The sequence below is a fragment of the Pseudomonas sp. TNT2022 ID642 genome (assembly GCF_028656995.1).
Taxonomy (GTDB): Bacteria; Pseudomonadota; Gammaproteobacteria; order Pseudomonadales; family Pseudomonadaceae; genus Aquipseudomonas.
This window is the reverse complement of sequence record NZ_JAMDGW010000014.1, coordinates 133,226-151,552: the sequence shown is the minus strand read 5'-3', so window position 1 is coordinate 151,552 and position 18,327 is coordinate 133,226. Positions and strand designations below refer to the sequence as shown.

16 protein-coding genes are annotated in these 18,327 nt (G+C 61.3%); 9 read left to right on the top strand and 7 right to left on the bottom strand.

Features of this window, described 5'->3' with window-relative positions; all coding sequences use genetic code 11:
* Window positions 1-59: 59 nt before the first annotated feature.
* Window positions 60-2,099, top strand: a complete 2,040-nt coding sequence (locus tag M5G26_RS14830) for an NADPH-dependent 2,4-dienoyl-CoA reductase (protein ID WP_273915824.1) — start codon at window positions 60-62, stop codon at window positions 2,097-2,099.
* Between the two features lie 226 nt (window positions 2,100-2,325).
* Complete coding sequence (locus M5G26_RS14825; RefSeq protein ID WP_273915823.1) at window positions 2,326-3,252, top strand: 1-aminocyclopropane-1-carboxylate deaminase/D-cysteine desulfhydrase; 927 nt, start codon at window positions 2,326-2,328, stop codon at window positions 3,250-3,252.
* A gap of 3 nt (window positions 3,253-3,255) precedes the next feature.
* Here M5G26_RS14825 and M5G26_RS14820 read toward each other — a convergent pair whose 3' ends face one another.
* The 3 genes from M5G26_RS14820 to M5G26_RS14810 form a co-directional block, all read right to left on the bottom strand.
* Window positions 3,256-3,804 carry a cytochrome b gene (locus M5G26_RS14820; protein WP_273915822.1) on the bottom strand — a complete coding sequence of 183 codons (549 nt, stop codon included), beginning with the start codon at window positions 3,802-3,804 and terminating at the stop codon, window positions 3,256-3,258.
* A 189-nt stretch (window positions 3,805-3,993) separates the two neighbouring features.
* Window positions 3,994-4,821: a phosphonoacetaldehyde hydrolase gene (gene phnX, locus M5G26_RS14815; protein ID WP_095050807.1), complete on the bottom strand. Its 828-nt coding sequence runs from the start codon at window positions 4,819-4,821 to the stop codon at window positions 3,994-3,996.
* Window positions 4,822-4,963: 142 nt separating this feature from the next.
* Entirely contained in the window at window positions 4,964-6,073 is a 1,110-nt protein-coding gene (locus M5G26_RS14810; RefSeq protein WP_273915821.1) for a 2-aminoethylphosphonate--pyruvate transaminase, read from the bottom strand.
* Between the two features lie 112 nt (window positions 6,074-6,185).
* On the opposite strand from M5G26_RS14810, the gene M5G26_RS14805 reads away from it, so the two are divergent.
* The gene (locus M5G26_RS14805) at window positions 6,186-7,046 is read left to right on the top strand and encodes a LysR substrate-binding domain-containing protein (RefSeq protein WP_273915820.1); all 861 of its coding nucleotides are present in this window, start codon (window positions 6,186-6,188) and stop codon (window positions 7,044-7,046) included.
* A 122-nt stretch (window positions 7,047-7,168) separates the two neighbouring features.
* Here M5G26_RS14805 and M5G26_RS14800 read toward each other — a convergent pair whose 3' ends face one another.
* Window positions 7,169-8,041, bottom strand: coding sequence for a LysR family transcriptional regulator (locus tag M5G26_RS14800; RefSeq protein ID WP_273915819.1), 873 nt, complete (start codon window positions 8,039-8,041; stop codon window positions 7,169-7,171).
* Between the two features lie 283 nt (window positions 8,042-8,324).
* On the opposite strand from M5G26_RS14800, the gene M5G26_RS14795 reads away from it, so the two are divergent.
* Both M5G26_RS14795 and M5G26_RS14790 read left to right on the top strand, forming a co-directional pair.
* Entirely contained in the window at window positions 8,325-9,650 is a 1,326-nt protein-coding gene (locus M5G26_RS14795) for an MFS transporter (RefSeq protein ID WP_273915818.1), read from the top strand.
* 72 nt (window positions 9,651-9,722) lie between these two features.
* Window positions 9,723-11,114, top strand: a complete 1,392-nt coding sequence (locus M5G26_RS14790) for an FAD-dependent oxidoreductase (RefSeq protein ID WP_273915817.1) — start codon at window positions 9,723-9,725, stop codon at window positions 11,112-11,114.
* A gap of 105 nt (window positions 11,115-11,219) precedes the next feature.
* Here the strand turns inward: M5G26_RS14790 and M5G26_RS14785 are convergent, their stop codons facing one another.
* A complete protein-coding gene (locus M5G26_RS14785; RefSeq protein ID WP_273915816.1) occupies window positions 11,220-12,617 on the bottom strand; it encodes a type VI secretion system Vgr family protein in 1,398 nt (465 codons plus the stop codon).
* A 221-nt stretch (window positions 12,618-12,838) separates the two neighbouring features.
* On the opposite strand from M5G26_RS14785, the gene M5G26_RS14780 reads away from it, so the two are divergent.
* Window positions 12,839-13,543, top strand: a complete 705-nt coding sequence (locus M5G26_RS14780) for a YebC/PmpR family DNA-binding transcriptional regulator (protein ID WP_099756686.1) — start codon at window positions 12,839-12,841, stop codon at window positions 13,541-13,543.
* 126 nt (window positions 13,544-13,669) lie between these two features.
* On the opposite strand, the gene M5G26_RS14775 is transcribed toward M5G26_RS14780, so the two are convergent.
* Window positions 13,670-14,983: a protein kinase gene (locus M5G26_RS14775; protein WP_273915815.1), complete on the bottom strand. Its 1,314-nt coding sequence runs from the start codon at window positions 14,981-14,983 to the stop codon at window positions 13,670-13,672.
* A gap of 213 nt (window positions 14,984-15,196) precedes the next feature.
* Window positions 15,197-16,327, bottom strand: a complete 1,131-nt coding sequence (gene zapE, locus M5G26_RS14770; RefSeq protein WP_273915814.1) for a cell division protein ZapE — start codon at window positions 16,325-16,327, stop codon at window positions 15,197-15,199.
* Window positions 16,328-16,614: 287 nt separating this feature from the next.
* Between zapE and M5G26_RS14765 the strand changes: the two genes are divergently transcribed.
* From M5G26_RS14765 to M5G26_RS14755, 3 genes are all read left to right on the top strand, one after another.
* Complete coding sequence (locus tag M5G26_RS14765; protein ID WP_208867546.1) at window positions 16,615-17,136, top strand: Csu type fimbrial protein; 522 nt, start codon at window positions 16,615-16,617, stop codon at window positions 17,134-17,136.
* 100 nt (window positions 17,137-17,236) lie between these two features.
* The gene (locus tag M5G26_RS14760) at window positions 17,237-17,770 is read left to right on the top strand and encodes a Csu type fimbrial protein (RefSeq protein ID WP_150693872.1); all 534 of its coding nucleotides are present in this window, start codon (window positions 17,237-17,239) and stop codon (window positions 17,768-17,770) included.
* Window positions 17,771-17,790: 20 nt separating this feature from the next.
* Window positions 17,791-18,327 carry a Csu type fimbrial protein gene (locus M5G26_RS14755; RefSeq protein ID WP_122600521.1) on the top strand — a complete coding sequence of 179 codons (537 nt, stop codon included), beginning with the start codon at window positions 17,791-17,793 and terminating at the stop codon, window positions 18,325-18,327.

Sequence of the window (18,327 nt, the reverse complement as noted above, 5' to 3'; positions counted from 1 at the left end):
CTGACGGGAGCCGCAGAGCGCCCGCAACTTTTCCGTGATTGCTCGATGTGGAGTTACCGATGACCGCCGCTCATTACCCGCACCTGTTGGCCCCGCTGGACCTGGGATTCACCACGCTGCGCAACCGCACCCTGATGGGCTCGATGCACACCGGCCTGGAAGAAAAACCGGGTGGTTTCGAGCGCATGGCGGCGTACTTCGCCGAACGTGCCCGTGGCGGCGTTGGCCTGATGGTCACTGGCGGTATCGGTCCGAACGACGAGGGTGGCGTGTACTCCGGTGCGGCCAAGCTGACCACCGAGGAAGAAGCGCTCAAGCACCGCATCGTCACCCGCGCGGTGCACGACGCGGGCGGCAAGATCTGCATGCAGATTCTCCACGCCGGGCGTTATGCCTACAGCCCGAAACAAGTGGCGCCGAGCGCGATTCAGGCGCCGATCAACCCGTTCAAGCCCAAAGAGCTGGACGAGGAAGGCATCGAGAAGCAGATCAGCGATTTCGTCACCTGTTCGGTACTGGCGCAGACCGCTGAGTACGACGGCGTCGAGATCATGGGCTCGGAAGGTTATTTCATTAACCAGTTCCTCGCCGCGCACACCAACCACCGCACCGACCGTTGGGGCGGCAGCTACGAAAACCGTATGCGCCTGCCGGTGGAAATCGTTCGTCGCGTGCGTGAAGCGGTCGGCCCGAATTTCATCATCATTTTCCGTCTGTCGATGCTCGATCTGGTCGAGGGCGGCAGCACCTGGGATGAGATCGTCACCCTGGCCAAAGCCATCGAGCAGGCCGGCGCGACCATCATCAACACCGGCATCGGCTGGCACGAAGCGCGCATCCCGACCATCGCCACCAAAGTGCCACGTGCGGCATTCAGCAAGGTCACGGCCAAACTGCGCGGCTCGGTGAAGATCCCGTTGATCACCACCAACCGCATCAACACCCCGGAAATCGCCGAGCAGATTCTGGCTGAAGGCGATGCCGACATGGTCTCGATGGCGCGGCCGTTCCTCGCCGACCCGGACTTCGTCAACAAGGCTGCTGAAGGTCGCGCGGACGAGATCAATACCTGCATCGGTTGCAACCAGGCGTGCCTCGACCACACCTTCGGCGGCAAGCTGACCAGTTGCCTGGTCAACCCGCGTGCTTGCCACGAAACCGAACTCAACTACCTGCCGGTGCAGCAGATCAAGAAAATCGCCGTGGTCGGCGCTGGCCCTGCCGGTTTGTCCGCCGCCACTGTGGCGGCCGAGCGCGGCCATCAGGTGACCTTGTTCGATTCGGCCAGTGAAATCGGCGGCCAGTTCAACATCGCCAAGCGTGTGCCGGGCAAGGAAGAGTTTTTCGAAACCCTGCGTTACTTCAAGCGCAAGCTGCAGACCACCCACGTCGAGGTGTGCCTGAACACCCGCGTCGATGTGGCGAAACTGGTTGAAGGCGGTTACGACGAAATCATCCTCGCCACCGGCATTGCGCCGCGTGTGCCGGCGATTCCGGGTGTCGACAATGCCAAGGTGCTGAGCTACCTCGACGTGATCCTTGAGCGCAAACCGGTGGGTAAGCGTGTCGCGGTGATCGGCGCCGGCGGTATCGGTTTTGACGTGTCGGAATTCCTCGTTCACCAAGGCGTGGCCACCAGCCAGGATCGCGCCGCGTTCTGGAAAGAGTGGGGCATCGATACGCAACTCGAAGCCCGTGGTGGCGTGGCGGGTATCAAAGCCGCACCGCATGCACCGGCACGCGAGGTGTTCCTGTTGCAGCGCAAGAAAACCAAGGTCGGCGATGGCTTGGGTAAAACCACTGGCTGGATTCACCGTACCGGTCTGAAGAACAAACAGGTGCAGATGCTCAACAGCGTTGAATACCTGAGCATCGATGATCAAGGCCTGCACATCCGCATCGGTGAAACCGGCGAGCCACAAGTGCTGGCGGTGGACAACATCGTGATTTGCGCGGGTCAGGATCCGCTGCGTGAACTGCACGACGGTCTGGTTGAAGCGGGGCAGAATGTGCACCTGATCGGCGGTGCGGATGTCGCGGCCGAGCTGGATGCCAAGCGTGCGATCAACCAGGGTTCGCGCCTCGCCGCTGAACTTTAAGCTCCGCCGCTGAACCTGTGGGAGCGAGCCTGCTCGCGAAGGCGTGGTGTCAGTCGACATATGTATTGGCTGACACTCCGCTTTCGCGAGCAGGCTCGCTCCCACAAGGGCTGTGTTGTTCACAGATTCGGTGAGCACCACCCAACCAATGCAGGAGTGAGCCTGCTCGCGATGGCTGCTGATGAGCGACTAGAATGCGGGCTCTGTCCAGATCGAATCGCCGCCCATGCTTTTGCCTCCCGCCAACTGGCTCCCCCAAGCCCCTCTCGAACACCTTCACCTTGACTGGCTGACATCCGCCGGCATTGAAGTGGCGATCCTGCGGCTCGACCAGATCGACCCGCTGATCAGCGGCAACAAATGGTTCAAACTCGTTGAACACCTCAAAGCCGCCGACCGTGCGGGCGCGAAAGGCATCATCAGTCTCGGTGGAGCGCATTCCAATCATCTGCACGCATTGGCAGCGGCGGGGAAACGGCTGGGGTTCAAAACCGTGGGACTGTTGCGCGGGCATGCACAGGAAACGCCGACAGTGCAGGATTTGCAGGCATTCGGCATGCAACTGCATTGGTTGGGTTACGGCGGCTATCGCGCACGAAACGAGCCGGGATTCTGGGAGCCATGGCACGCGCAGTATCCGCAGTTGTATGCGGTGCCGGAGGGCGGTGGCGGCTTAACGGGGGCGCTCGGTTGTGCGGCCATCAGACTGCAGGCGCAAGCGCAATTGCACACACTGGGCTGGAGCGATTACCACGGATGGTGGCTGGCTTGCGGCACCGGCACGACATTGGCGGGATTGGTGCTCGCCGAAGCAGGAGCGCATCCGGTCTATGGCGCGCTGGCAGTACCTGAAGATCACGGCGTGGCGCCGCAAGTCGAGTTGATCCTGCAAGCTGCAGGGCAGGGCATCGGGAGCTATGAACTGATCGACGCCAGCCGCGGCGGTTTTGCCAAGGTCGATCCGCTGCTGCTCGCGTTCATTGAGCAGACCGGGCAGGCCAGCGGCGTTCCTCTGGAGCCGCTGTACACCGGCAAGGCGTTGCTGGCACTCAAACAACAGGTCGAGGCAGGCAGGTTCTCGCCCGGCACGCGGCTGATCTTCATTCATACCGGCGGCTTGCAGGGCCGCCGTGGGTTCAGCGCCAGCCGCTGATATTCAGCCGCGCTTGGGCATCATCCGCAGCAGCGTGTTATCACCGACCACGTAATGGTGATAGAGCCCCGCCAGCGCATGCAGCCCGATCAGCCAGTAACCTATAGTGGCGATCAGTACATGCCAGCCCTCGACTTGTTTGGCGAATTCCTTGTTCTCCGCGACCAGCAGCGGCAGATCAAAGCCATAGAACATCACCTGATGTCCTTCGGCGCTGGTGATCAGCCAGCCCAGAATCGGCATGCTGATCATGAACAGGTACAACGCCCAGTGCATCAGCCGCGCCAGCACGGTCTGCCATTGCGGTGAGGCGGGGAAGATCTTCGGTGCCGGGCCAATACTGCGCGCGAGCAGGCGAAACCACACCAGCACAAACACGGTGAGGCCGAGCATGTAATGTACTTCGCGGATCAGCGTGCGCCCGCCACTGCCTTTGGGAAACAGGCCGCGCAACTCCATGCTGGCGTATACCAGCACCAACAACACCAGCATCAGCCAGTGCAGCAGGACCGATACGGTGCTGTAGCGTGATTCTGAGCTTGTCCACGGCATACGCTGTTTCCTCACAGATCAGGGGCGAACCTGCCGTTCTTGGGCGACGGCATGCTTTAACTGTAATCCGCTTTGGCGGATTTGCCTGAGGCTGATCGGACTTTCAGTGCTCTGAATCGGGGCTTTGCCAATAAAAAACGCCAGTGTCGGCAAGACACTGGCGTTTTTCTTTGCAGCAAGCGGCAGCAATCAGCTCGATTGCGGCATCTCGCCGTTGGCCAGACGTTTGTTGATGTCGGCAATCACTTCCGGCAAATCGGTGATGGTGTCGATCATGTAGTGCGGGCGCGAGCCTTCGAACAGCGCGTGAATGCGTTTGCGCTCGCTGGCCAGTTCATCACTGCCCAAGGCGCGGAACCCTTCGTAGTCCAGACCCAACGCGTTGCCCGAGCAGATCAGCGCCACGGTCCACATTCCAGCGCGACGGCCTTCGAGAATGCCCGGCACGGTGTCATCGATCTTCACGCACGCCGCGACATCGTCGATGCCCAGCGCGATCACGTTGGCCAGGGCCTGCGCCGGCCATGGGCGACCATTCGGCACTTCATCGGTGGCAACCACGTGGTCGGCGACGTAGCCGTTGGTGGCAGCCAGTTCGACGACCTTGTCCATCACTTGCTTCGGATAACCGGAGCAAGAACCGATCTTGATCCCCTGCTGACGCAGGTTGGCGATGGTTTCCAGCGCGCCGGGAATCAGCGCCGAGTGCTCGGCAATCTTCTCGATCTGCAGCGGCATGAAGCGGTTGTAGATCGCCGTCACGTCGTCATCGGTCGGCGTGCGGCCGAACGCCTTGCGATAACGTTCGGCCACTTGCGGCTGATCGCAGAGGGTGCGGATGTGGTCCCACTTGCCCATGCCCATCGGGCCACGGGCTTCTTCGATGGAGACCTGCACGTCGAACTCGGCGAAGGCTTCGACGAAAATCTGCGTTGGCGCGAACGAGCCGAAATCGACCACGGTGCCGGCCCAGTCGAGGATCGCGGCTTGCAGCTTGTTTGGATTGACGTAGTTCATGGCAATTAAATTCCTGATTTGAAATGCAGTTCAAATGTGGGAGCGAGCCTGCTCGCGAAGGCGTCGGATCAGTCGACATCTATGTTGAATGTGCGACCGCTTTCGAGAGCAGGCTCGCTCCCACAGGGGATTGGTGGTGTTCTTAGACTTCGAGGACTTCCATCTCGCGCAACACTTCGCCGACCGCCGCGACGGCCTGGCGCATTTCGTCCGGGCTGACATGGCCGATGCAACCGACGCGGAAGGTCTCGACCTGAGTCAATTTGCCGGGATAAAGGATGTAACCCTTGGCCTTCACGCGTTCGTAGAAATCCTTGAACTGATAGCGCGGATCTTGCGGCGCATGGAACGTGGCGATGATCGGCGCTTGAATCGCCGCCGGCAGGAAACTGCGCAAACCGAGTTTGCCCATCTCTTCCATCAGCGCCTGACAGTTGGCGGCATAGCGCGCATGCCGCGCCGGCAGGCCACCTTCTTCGTTGTATTGCAGCAGCGCTTCGTGCAGCGCAGCGACGACGTGGGTCGGCGGGGTGAAGCGCCATTGACCGGTTTTCATCATGTAGGCGTGCTGATCGAACAGGTCCATCGCCAGCGAGTGCGAATTGCCAGCGGCAGCGGCCAGCGCCTCTTTACGTGCGAAGACAAAACCCATCCCCGGTACGCCTTCCAGGCATTTGCCGGAGGCGGCGATCAGCGCGTCAAACGGTACTTGTTGCGCATCCACCGGCAACGCGCCGAAGGAACTCATGGCATCGATAATCAGGCGTTTACCGTGTTGCTCGACGACCTGAGCGATCTCCGCCAGCGGGTTGAGAATCCCGGTGCTGGTTTCGCAATGGATCAGCGCAACGTGGGTAATGTTGCTGTCGGAGCGCAGCAGGCGATCGACGTCAGCGGCGGTGGTTGGTTCATCTTCAGCGGTTTCAAAAGTGCTGAAAGAGCGGCCGAGCACTTCGCAGATTTTCGCCAGACGCTTGCCGTAGGCGCCGTTGATCAGCACCAGCACTTTGCCGTCACGCGGCACCAATGTGCCGATTGCCGCTTCAACAGCGAAGGTGCCGCTGCCCTGTAAGGGTACGCAGTGGTGAGTGGCGGCGCCGTTGAGGATCGCCAGCAGTTGTTCGCACAGGCTGGCGGTCAGTTGATTGAAGCGGTCATCCCATGACCCCCAGTCGACCATCATCGCCTGGCGGGTGCGGGCCGAAGTGGTCAACGGGCCGGGAGTGAGCAGGATGGGTTCGGCGATACTCATTCGTATGTCCTCGGATTGCGCTGTGGGATGAAGCTACGGGGCATACGTTGCAATTCGCCGTTGCATCAATCAAATTGTTTGTTGTTATGCCAGCCATCAGCGAGAGTTATTCATGAACCTGTTCCAGCTCCGTGCGTTCGACGCCGTGGCCCGTGAAGGCAGCTTCACCCGCGCCGCCGCGCGGTTGTTCATCAGTCAGCCGGCGGTTACCGGGCACATCAAGGCGTTGGAAGAGCACTATCAGATCACCCTGTTGCGGCGCACCGCGCGACGGGTGGAACTGACCGAGGAGGGCACCAAACTCGCGGCGATTACCCGCGCAATGTTTGGCCTCGCAGAAGAGGCGCAGACAATGCTCGAGGCCAACCGGCAATTACTCACCGGACGGCTGGAAGTGGCGGCGGACGGGCCGCACATGGTCATGCCGATGCTCGCCAGCCTGCGTGCACGCTATCCGGGAATCACGGTGAATCTGCGCTTGGGCAATGCCCAGGAAACCTTGGCGGCGTTGTTGTCGGAACACGCCGATGTGGCGGTGTTGACCGAAGTCGAGCCGCGCAAAGGTCTGCATCTGCAAGCGTTGAGCGAATCACGGATTTGCGCGTTGGTGCCGGCAGGGCACCCGTGGGCGATGCGCGCCGGGGAAGTGAAACTCAAAGAACTGGATCAGGTGATCATGGTGCTGCGCGAACCGAGTTCGATCACCCGGCGTACGTTTGATCAGGCGTGCGCGCAGGCGTCGATCCATCCGCGCGTGCTGCTGGAACTCGATAGCCGTGAGGCGGTGACCGAAGCTGTTGCCGCTGAGTTGGGCGTTGGCGTGGTGTCATCGGTTGAGGTTAGTCATGACCCGAGGGTGGTGGCGATTCCGATTGTCGGGGACGGGCTGGTCAATCGGCACATGATCGGTTGCATGGAGCGGCGGAGGGAGTTGCGCCTGATTCAGGCGTTCTTCGGTCTTGCGCCAGTCTGATACACCGAGTCGCCCCAATCGCTGGCAAGCCAGCTCCCACAGTGATCTCGGTCGTTCAAAGGTGCTGGGTACAGCCAAGAAACCTGTGGGAGCTGGCTTGCCAGCGATGGGGCCGGTATTACTTACACAAGGCTGGCGCGGACCATATCGAGGAAGGTCGCCACCACCCGTCGATTGCTTTGCTCGCGCAAACACACCAGCGTCTCCGTCAGCCGTCGTGTGCAATCGACAATCGGCAACGCACACACCCGCGAATCCGCACCAAACTCCGCCGCCGAAACAACGCCGACACCAATCCCGACCACCACCGCCTCACGCGCCGCTTCCCGGCCTTCCACCTGAATCGCCGGGCGAATGCGAAACCCCGCCCGCGCCATTTCCTCTTCCAGCGTCTGCCGCGTCACCGAACCGTGCTCACGCAACACCAGCGGCGTGTCATCGAGATCTTCCAGACAGATCGATTCACGCTCGGCCCACGGATGATTGCGCGACACGAACGCCACCATCGGATCATTGCGCAGCGGCACACAGAGCAGGCGTTCATCGCTGACATCACGCCCAAGCAACGCCAGATCGGCCTGATAGTTGAACAGGCGAAACAGCGATTCATCGGTATTGCCGGTCTCGATCTTCACGCTGATTCCCGGATAGCGCTCACAGAACCGCGCGATCTGCGGCAGCACGTGCACCGGCGCATCCACCGCCAGAATCAGGCTGCCGGTCTGCAGGGCCTGGGATTCCTGCAGCAATTCCTGCGCTTCGGCTTCGATTACAAACAGACGCTGAGTGATTGCCAGTAAGCGCTCGCCCAAGTCGGTCAGGCGTACGGAACGTTTATTGCGGTGGAACAGCAAAACGCCGAAACGCTCTTCGAGTTTGCGCACTTGGTCGGATATCGCCGGTTGCGTGAGAAAAAGGCGCTCGGCGGCTTTGGTGAAGCTTCCATGCACGGCCACGGCGTGGAAGGCTTTGAGTTGGGCGTGGGACACCGACATGCAGTCACCTGATCGTTAAGTCAGTAACAAGCTGAGCTTATGTGTGAAATACGATAAATCGATTTTATTTATTAAACAGTAATTGCTTTGATCGGCTCACGCCATCGCTGACTGCCCGCTCGGGCCGCACGGTGGCCATGAGCCTGTGCGTGCAACAACAGGACTCATCTGACCGGTATCGCCTTAGGGACGGGGTGATATCGCAGTGCTCAACAATAAAAAAACACAGGCGTTTTGCTTAACGATTCTGCCGGCACACTCACACCCTGAGGTCAGAACCACCATGAACAAGCACATCGGCACCATTGCGCGTTGGCGCGTGCAGATTTTCGCGATTACCTGGCTGGCGTACGCCGCTTTCTATTTCACCCGCAAAGCGTTTTCGGTGGCCAAACTCGGCATCGCCGAAGACCCCACCTTCATGCTCGACAAGATGGCCATGGCCAACCTCGATGCGATTTATCTGGCGGCTTATGCCCTCGGCCAGTTCACTTGGGGCATGCTCGCTGACCGCTTTGGCCCACGGGTCGTGGTGCTCGGCGGTTTGCTGATTTCCGCCGCAGCGGCGCTGGTGATGGGCAGTTACGCGACGTTGCCAATCTTCGCCACCTGCATGCTGATTCAGGGGTTGGCGCAGTCCACCGGATGGTCGGGATTGTGCAAAAACCTCGGCAGTTTTTTCCCTTCCCAACAACGCGGGCGAGTGCTCGGGTTATGGAGTTCCTGCTACGCGTTTGGTGGTCTGGTAGCGTCGCCGTTCGCCGGTTGGTGGGCGTATACCTTGATGGGCACCTGGCACGCGGCATTCATTTCCAGTGCGGTGATGGTTGCCGTGGTGGCGGTGTTGTTCTTTATCTTCCAGCGCAATAAGCCGGAAGACGTCGGCTTGCCGGCGGTCGAGCCGGAACCTGAACTGACGGCGGAAGAAACCGAAGCCAACAGCAAGCTCAGTGTCTGGGAGCCGTTGAAGGAAATCCTGCGTAACCGCACGGTGCTGGTGCTGGGCCTGGCGTATTTCATGTTGAAACCGGCGCGTTACGCGATTCTGTTGTGGGGCCCGGTGATTGTCTTTGAACAGATGCCCAGTGTCGGCAAGGTTGGCGCGGCGATCATTCCCACTTCGTTTGAACTGGCCGGGTTGCTCGGGCCGATCCTGATCGGCCTGGCCTCGGACAAACTGTTCGGTGCCCGGCGCATGCCGGCCTGCGTGTTGAGCCTGCTGGCGCTGACCGTGACGCTGGCGCTGTTCATGGCTGCGTTGCAGAGCGGCAGTGTCTTGCTGGTGGTCGCGCTGCTGTTCGTCATGGGCCTGACCTTGTACGGGCCGGACTCGATGATCAGCGGTGCCGCCGCGATCGACTTCGGCAAAGCCAAGGCCGGCGCCACGGCGGCCGGTTTCGTCAACGGCTGCGGCTCGGTTGGTGCGGTACTTGGCGGTTTGCTGCCGGGTTACTTCGACTCGGTGACGGTGTTCATCGTCTTCGCCGGTTGCGCGCTGTTCTCGGCGCTGGTGCTGATTCCGCACTGGAACAGCCGCCCGGTTGGCGTGATGGAGCCGCGCGCCGCGATCCCCAATTGCCCGCTGACGATCAAACCCCTGCGTTCCTGAAACCCTTGCCTCGCGGCCTGCTGCGGTGCTCGCGGCAGGCTGGGTCGTGGCCATCTGACTTGGAGAAACCCCATGAGACCGTTTTGGCTGGAGCAGGCTTTGCAGGCCGACACCTCGGAAACCTGCCCACCGTTGCACGGCGAAGTACGCACCGATGTGTGCATCGTCGGCGGCGGCTACACGGGGTTGTGGACGGCGATCATGCTCAAGCAACAGAACCCCGAACTCGATGTGTTGCTGATCGAAGCGGACATCTGCGGCGCCGGCGCCAGCGGGCGTAATGGCGGATGTGCGCTGTCGTGGTCGGCGAAATATTTCACCCTTGAACGCCTGTTTGGCGTCGAGGAAGCGGTACGTCTGGTCAAGGAATCGGAGCGCAGCATTCACGCGATCGGTGAGTTCTGCGAGCAGTACGGCGTCGATGCCGATTACCGCCTCGACGGCACGCTGTACACCGCGACCAACCGCGCACAAGTCGGTTCGACCGACGCGGTGATCGCCGCACTGGAACGCAACGGCATCAACTCGTTCACCCAGCGTCCGCTCGCCGATGTGCAACGCATGGCCGGTTCGAGCAAGCATCTGGAAGGCTGGTTCTCGCCAGCGGCGGCCAGTGTGCAGCCGGGCAAACTGGTGCGCGGCTTGCGTCGGGTGGCATTGCAACTGGGTGTGAAAATTCACGAAAACACGGCAATGACCGGGCTGGAGGAGGGGCGCCCGGCGCGCCTGCAAACGCCGAACGGCAGCATCGTTGCTGACCGCGTGGTGCTGGCGATGAATGCCTGGATGGCCCGTGCCTTCCCGCAATTCGAGCGCAGCGTGGCGATTGTTTCCAGCGACATGCTGATCACCGAACCGCGCCCGGATCTGTTGCAGGAAATCGGCTTGACCAGTGGCGTCACCGTGCTTGATTCACGGATCTTCGTGCACTACTACCACAACACCCCCGACGGCCGAATCATGCTCGGCAAGGGCGGCAACACCTTCGCCTTTGGCGGGCGAATGCTGCCGGTGTTCGATCAGCCATCGCCGTATGCCGGCCTGCTGAAAAACAGCCTCGCCGACTTTTTCCCGGCGTTTGCCGATGTAAAAGTCGACGCCACCTGGAATGGCCCGTCGGATCGCTCGGTCACCGGTTTGCCGTTCTTCGGCCAGATGAGCAGTGCGGGCAATGTGTTTTACGGTTTCGGCTATTCGGGCAGCGGCGTCGGCCCGTGCCACATGGGCGGGCAGATTCTCGCGTCGCTGGTGCAAGGCCTGGACAACCCGTGGACGCGCTCGCCGCTGGTCAACGGGCCACTGGGCTATTTCCCGCCGGAGCCGATCCGTTACCTCGGCTCGTTGATGGTGCGCAACGCCATCCGCCGCAAGGAGCGCGCCGAAGATCACGGGCGACGTCCTCGGCATCTCGACGTGCGCCTGGCGAAATTCGCCGCAGCGGCGGGCAAGGCTGATAAAGCCTGAGGCAAGGTGTGTTGCTGTAGGAGCTGCCGCAGGCTGCGATCTTTTGATCTTGTTTTTAAGATCAAAACCAAAAGATCGCAGCCTGCGGCAGCTCCTACAAAAAGATCAGCGGGCGTCGCTGTTCAGCAGCCAGTCGAGCAACAAGCTGCTGTCGCGCGCGGGTGGTGACTCGCGAGGCGTGGGCTTGCGTGAGTTGCCCAGAAACAGGATCGGCCGGTCGGGGTCGCTGTCGAGGAAACTCACCCACACTTCGCTGCCGGCGCAGGGCAGTTCTTCCAGTGCGATCCGGCCATTGGTCCGCGTCATGGCGATGGGCAGCCAGATCGCGTCGTCTTCAAGGGTTTGCAGATGTTCCGAGGGCCACAGCCTGACGGCGACTCGACCCTGTTCATCGAGCTGCGCCGGTTGCCCGGCAGGCCCGAACACCTGCGCCAGGTGATACCCGGCAATGCTCGGGCGGGCTTGTTTGAGCGCTGGACGAAAGTCGCTGGACCACGGCTGGGCGGTGAAGTCGTTGTGGTAGCGGTGCAGGGTCGGCGTCGGGTCAAGAATCGACGGATGTTGCCCGTGATGGCGTAGGGCGGTGAGCCGCCATTGTTCGTTGAAGTGGCTGATCGGATGCGCCGACACTTGCAGCAGATGCCCACTGAGCAAGCCGACCCGGTCGCTGCGGCCGTTGATCGTGCGATGTTGGCAGCGTTGCCGTTCCAGATGCCGACGGCTGCGCTGCTCGTGGTGACGTTGTTCAAGAGAAGGTATCGGCAGCAGGGGATTGGCCGTGATGTGGTTGGCAGCCTCGTCGCGGACCGCCTGCTGGCCTCGATTACGCACGGTATGCAGGGTGGCGATCGGCGCGGCGTGGTGATGCTGGTAAAGCGCACTGACGCAGGGTGATGGCGTTTGCTCGCAGGCCTTGAACGCAATCAGTACCGGCGCTTGCGGCAGGCTCAGGCTGTCATCGGCAAACACGACAATGTGCCCGTCCACCCGGTGTTCGAAGTGGTAGTGAATGCCTTCCTCTTCACACAGCCTGTGCAGCAGCGCCAGATCGCTTTCTTCGTACTGGATGCAAAACGGTCGGGGCGGGTATTGGCCGACAGTCATTTCAATCCGGTAGCCATCAACGGGCAGGGCATTTTCCGTGAGCAATTGCTGGAGAATCTGCGGCACGCTGCGTTGCACAAACACGCGGCGTTTGCTCGGCTCGGCAAGACTCTGCAAGCGCGGCACAACAGTCAGTCGATAGCCGATGCGATGTGTACCGCGATGTTCGCAACTGGCACTGTCGATCATGCCGTGAATCCCATGTTGATCGTTCAGACGCAGAAAGGCCGGTTGATGCAGAAAGGTACCCGGCGCCACGGCGGGGGCGAGGCCGATCAGCTCGATGTCGAAACGGTAGGGCTGGTTGAGCGCTTCCTCGCCGTGAAAGCGCACCACCGGCAGGCACAGACCGCTGTCGGTCAGGGTCAGGGTAAAAGGACTTTCCTTGTCATTGAGCATTCGAACAGGCTCTGTCAGGCAATACGGGCTTGAGAGGGTACGAAACCACAGCGCTGAATGGTCATGTCAAAGGTGTTTTTCAGAATCCCCCTACAAGCACTGGTGAAGATGTCGATTCTGCATTGTGTTTTTTTGGTCGATTGCCGACTTTAGGCCGTATAAACTTGGCGCCACGCGTCGGCCAATAGATGTCTCGGCGCCACAGATCAAGAGAGTGAGTAATGGGCGCACAGTGGAAGGTTAAACACAAAGAAGCGGCAGCCAACGCCAAGGGCAAGATCTTCGGCAAACTGGTGAAGGAAATCACCATCGCTGCCCGCAACGGTGCCGATACCACCACCAACGCACACCTGCGTCTGGTGGTCGAACAGGCCAAGAAAGCCTCGATGCCAAAAGAAACCCTGGACCGCGCGATCAAGAAAGGCGCCGGTCTGCTGGGTGAAACCGTGCAATACCATCGCGTGACCTACGAAGGCTTCGCCCCGCACCAGGTGCCGCTGATCGTCGAGTGCGTGACCGACAACATCAACCGTACCGTCGCGGAAATCCGCGTGGCATTCCGTAAGGGCCAACTGGGGGCGTCCGGCTCCGTGGCCTGGGACTTCAACCACGTTGGCATGATCGAAGCCTCGCCGGACACCCCGGACGCCGATCCGGAAATGGCCGCGATCGAAGCCGGCGCGCAGGATTTCGAGCCGGGCGAAGACGGCGCGACGCTGTTCCTGACCGATCCTACCGATCTGGACTCGGTGCAGAAAGCGTTGCCAGAGCAAGGCTTCACCGTGCTGTCGGCCAAGCTGGGCTACCAGCCGAAGAACCCGGTCAGCGGTTTGAGCGACGAGCAGATGGCTGAGGTTGAAGCATTCCTCGAAGGCCTCGACAACCATGATGATGTGCAGGACATGTTTGTCGGCCTGGCGGGCTGATCTGTTTCGTCAGTGATGGCCTCATCGCGGGCAAGCCCGCTCCCACAGGTTCAGAGGTGTCCACACATTTTGTGAACGACCCGGACACTGTGGGAGCGGGCTTGCCCGCGATTGACTGCGCAGCAGTCAGCTTTCCTGCAACACCGCAATAACTTCAGCAAACCCCGGCCGCGCCAGCACATCCGCCTGACAGCAACGCCGCTCCAGCTCTTCAAGCACCGCACGCTGCTCATCACTCAACCCCGAGTCGATGCGCGCCAGCAATTCCCCCAGCAAAACCCCGAACGCACGCACTTCGACGCGTTGCAATGCGCGGGTTTGCGCAGTATCGGCAATGGCGTGGAACGATGCCCCGCCAAAATCTCCGAGCAGGCAATCGCCGCGTTCATTCAACAGAATGTTGTGCGCGTAGAGATCGCCGTGGGTAATGCCTTGCTGATGCAGATGCTCTGCTGCCGAGGCGATGCCTTTGGCAATGTTCAGCGCAACCTCGGCACTGAACCGACAGTCGTCGGCATAAACATCTCGCGAGCAGGACGCCAGGCTCGGCAGATCAGCGAGGTTGCGGAAAGACGGATCGATCAACTGCATCACCAATCCTTGCTGGTCGTCGGGATGGCCGCTGATGCGACCCTCGACGCGGATCAGATTGGGATGCAGGCCAGCAGTGATGCAGGCATTCATTTCGTGCAGTGGCGAACCGTCGCTGGTCATTTCACCTTTGTACAGTTTCACCGCGACCGGCGTCACTGCGCCATCGGCGCGTTGCCAGCTCGCCCGGGAAATCACCCCCGAGGCGCCTTCACCCAGCCGTTGTTCCAGACGCAGCGCCGACCAAGGGATTTGCGGCGTTGCCTCGAGTGCGGCGGCGTCGGCCTCGGTTTCCAGCGGGTTACCGGCATAAGCCAGCCAGGTCAGGCTCGGCAGGCTGAGCAGCCATTGCGGCAGTTCGCTCAGGCGGTTGGCGGAGACGCGCAGCAGCTCCAGTCGATGGCAGTTGCTCAGCGAGGGCGGCAGCGTTTGCAGACGGTTGCCCGAGAGCATGAGTTTTTGCAGGGCAGGGCGTTCGCCAAGTTCGCTCGGCAGGCTTTCGATGCAGTTGTCCGTCAGGATCAGCCAGCGCAGCTGAGGCGGCAGGGCGGCACCGGGTACGTTGACGATGCGATTGGCCCTGAAGCCGACCATCGTCAGGGCCGCACACTGGCCGAGGCAGGCGGGCAGTTCGGTGAAGGTGTTATCGGAGCAGAACAACACGCGCAGGCGAGTCAGGCGATGCAAGTCGTCCGGCAGGCTGCTCAATTGGTTGCCGCTGAGGTTGAGGATTTCCAGGGTGTCGGCCAGCTCGAAAATCTCGACCGGGAATTCGCTCAGTCCGCAAGACAGATCCAGCCGTGTGATGCCGGACAACTCGCCGGCGCGCAATTGAGCAAGGGTGTGCATGTTGGGTGTTCGCTTTGATCAGGGGCGCGCCGCTGGGGCGCTGGGAATGGGCGACATGATAACGGCAAAGTCCGGGTTTGAATTGGACAGGTGGCGAAACTTCAGATGCCTTGGGTGGGAGCGAGCCTGCTCGCGAAAGCGGAGTGTCAGCCGCTGATGTTTTGACTGATAGGGCGCTTCGCGAGCAGGCTCGCTCCCACTGAAACTGTGTGGTCAGGCGGGTTCGTGCACTTCCTGCAATTGCCCCAACCGGCTGCGTGTGCGCGCCAGGTCAATGGCATGGCCGTCGAGGCTTTCACGCAAGGGCAACCGGCCGAGCAGCGTCAGGTGCCTGTCCTGGTCGTACAACACGTCGATCAGATTGATAAAGCGCTGTTGCGCGGCGATCGAGCACTCCGCCAGTTCCGGCAGATCGTCAATGACCCAGCGATCGAAACGTCGGCACAACTCCAGATAATCCATGACCGCCGTTGGCTGTTCACACAGATCGTTGAAGGTAAAACCGATCCGCCGCTCCTCACAAAACCGCGCCTGAAACTGCCGGGTGCCGACCGTTAGCGCAACGGTCGGTGCATTTGCGGGGGGCAGATCCAGGGCCGCGCGTTGTGCTGGCGTGGCCGGCCACACGTAATGTCCCTGGGTGAAGATCTGATGTGCAGAGTGGCGCGCCTGACTGCGGTAATCATGCGGGCCGCCGACTTCCATCACCTGCATGCGCGTATTGATCAGTTCGATCACTGGTTTGAAACGAGCGTGATAGAGCGGGTTGGGCAGCAGACCTTCCGGCGCATAGTTGGACGTTACCAGCAGCACAATCCGCCGTTTGAACAACGCCTTGAACAACCGGGTGATGAGCATGGCATCGCCGATGTCATGCACATGAAATTCGTCGAAACACAGCACCCGACAATCCTCCAGCAGTTCGTCGAGGGTCACTTCGAGGGCATCGTCCTGCTCGCGATGGCTGAACATGCCCTGATGCAATTGCGCGAAAAACTGATGGAAATGCAGGCGCCGTTTCTGCGTGATCGGCAGGGCCTGAAAGAAGCCGTCAAGCAACCAGCTCTTGCCACGCCCAACGGCGCCGAACAGATACAGGCTCTGTGGTGTGCGCGCGCTTGCGCTCAGCAAAAGACTGGCCTGCTGCGCCATGCAATCGATGACGCGCTGCTGGCTGTGGCTGAGGGTGTAGCCCTGACCGCTGGCCTTGTGTCGGAAGTAATCACGGATCGACTGGGCACTGGCGTCTTGGCCTGCGCTGGCCGGCAAACCCTTGCCGAACCAGCGGCGCAACGCCGGCCAGCGCTGGATCAGTCGCGATCGTTTCGGCAGGTGGGCAGGCACTGTGGGCGTCTCCGTGTTCGTCAAAACCGGCTCCCGGGAGCGCGGCGACACAGTGTAACCAGACGCCGGGTTGGCCAGCCACCATGGCGGATCGACAGTGGGCGGTTATTGAACAAATTTGTCCGGCACGTACAGCTATTTTCAGCGACATGGCGCGACCTCTTGCCAACCTTTCGAAACATATCCCGGGAGATCCCTGGATCCAATCGACTGGCGGAATCGTCGACCGTTGCTAACCTCAATCACAGCAACGACGTCGCAAGCGATCACTGACAAGGAACGGCGCAGTGAATATACGGGTGGTCATGGGCCTGCTGGGGGTACTCGCTACGCCTGCTTATGCGGCAGATCTTCAGGTCGAAGTGCGCGTCGATGTGCAGCGCGGCTGCCAGTTGGTTGGCCAGCAGCGGGAGGCAGGCATCGAGCAATTGGGTGTGCTCGACTTCGGCAGCACCGCACGCCTCGATGATCCGGCGGGGCCTTTGGCAGCGGCGCTGACCAATCAACGTCTGCCACGGCTGGAGTGCAACCCCGACACGCCGTACCAGATGCGCGTCGACGGCGGTCTGCACGGCGGTGTCGGGGAAGTCCGTTACATGGCGGGGGCGGCGGGCAGCAAGCCGATTCCTTATCGCTTGTATCAGGACGCTGCGCGACGGCAGCCGTTGGTGGTGGATGTGCCGGTCAGCGGGCGGGTGCCGGACAGTGGCACGGTGGAATTACCGCTGTACGCGCGGATCGAGCGCTTGGCTGAGGTGCCGCGAGTCAGCCGTTATTCGGATCTGGTCAAGGTGACGGTCACCTGGTGATCGCGATGGCAACAGGCACTCCGTGGACGCGGGTGCGCAAGGAAGGCGTTCAATGATGAGCGCGGTGATCGAGTCAGCGTAAAGGAGCAGGGACGGCGCAATGACAGGCAAACACTGGATGGTGGTGGCGGCAGGGACGCTGGCAATCCTTGCAGACGACGCGCAAGCGGCGATGAGCGGGCAGATCAATGCGCGGCTGATCCTGATTGCCGGCTGTGAAGTCACCAACACCAGCACTCCCGCCAGCCCGGTCAGCGACCTCGGCACCCTTGATTTCGGCCTTCAGGGGCCCACCTGGAACGCGCCGATCAAGGCCAGCCTCGGCGCCGACAGCAGTGGCAAACTCAACGTCGCCTGCAATCCTTCGGTCACCGGTTTCACCGTCACCATCGACGGCGGCGCCCACGGTGACGGCAACACCCGGCGTCTGAGCAACGGCCGCCAGACCCTTCCCTATCAGCTGTTTGTCGATCCCTCCGGCGCCCGGAGCTACAGCATCGGCCAGCAACACAATTTCGCTGTCACCAGCGCTGCGCAGATACCCATTCCGGTATTTGGCTCGGTGGTGGCGAATACCCGCGCGGTACCGGCAGGTGTCTATACCGACACGCTGACGGTGACGCTCGACTGGTAACCCCGTAGAGGACGGACACCATGCGTACGTTTGCATCAAGGATAGGTTTGTCGTTGCTTGGCCTGGCGCTGGTTTCCAGTGCCAACGCCGCCACCACGGTCACCGGCCAGATCACCTCCAGCCTGATTCTGATCAGCAGTTGTCAGGTCAACGGTGCCGGCGGTTCCACCGGGCTGAACTTCGGTGCGTTGAACTTCGGCACCGCCAACAGCCTGTTCACCACCGCCACCGGGCAAGTGTTGGGCGGTGGCGGCGGGGCGCTGTCGATTCTCTGCTCCAGCGGCACCACGCCGACGGTCAAGGTGCGCGCCGGTGCCCATGACGGCATGTCGCCGGGGGGCACGCGAGCTTTGTACGACGGTGTTGCCAATTACGTGCCGTACGACTTGTACACCGACGCCGGGCACTCGCAACTGCTGGCGATCGACGGGACGATCAACCTCGCCGCCAGCACCGGGGTCGCGCAGACGGTGAACATCTACGGTCAGGCGGTGGGCAAGGCCGGTTTGCCAGCGGGGACGTACACCGACACAGTCGCCGTTGAACTGACGTTCTGA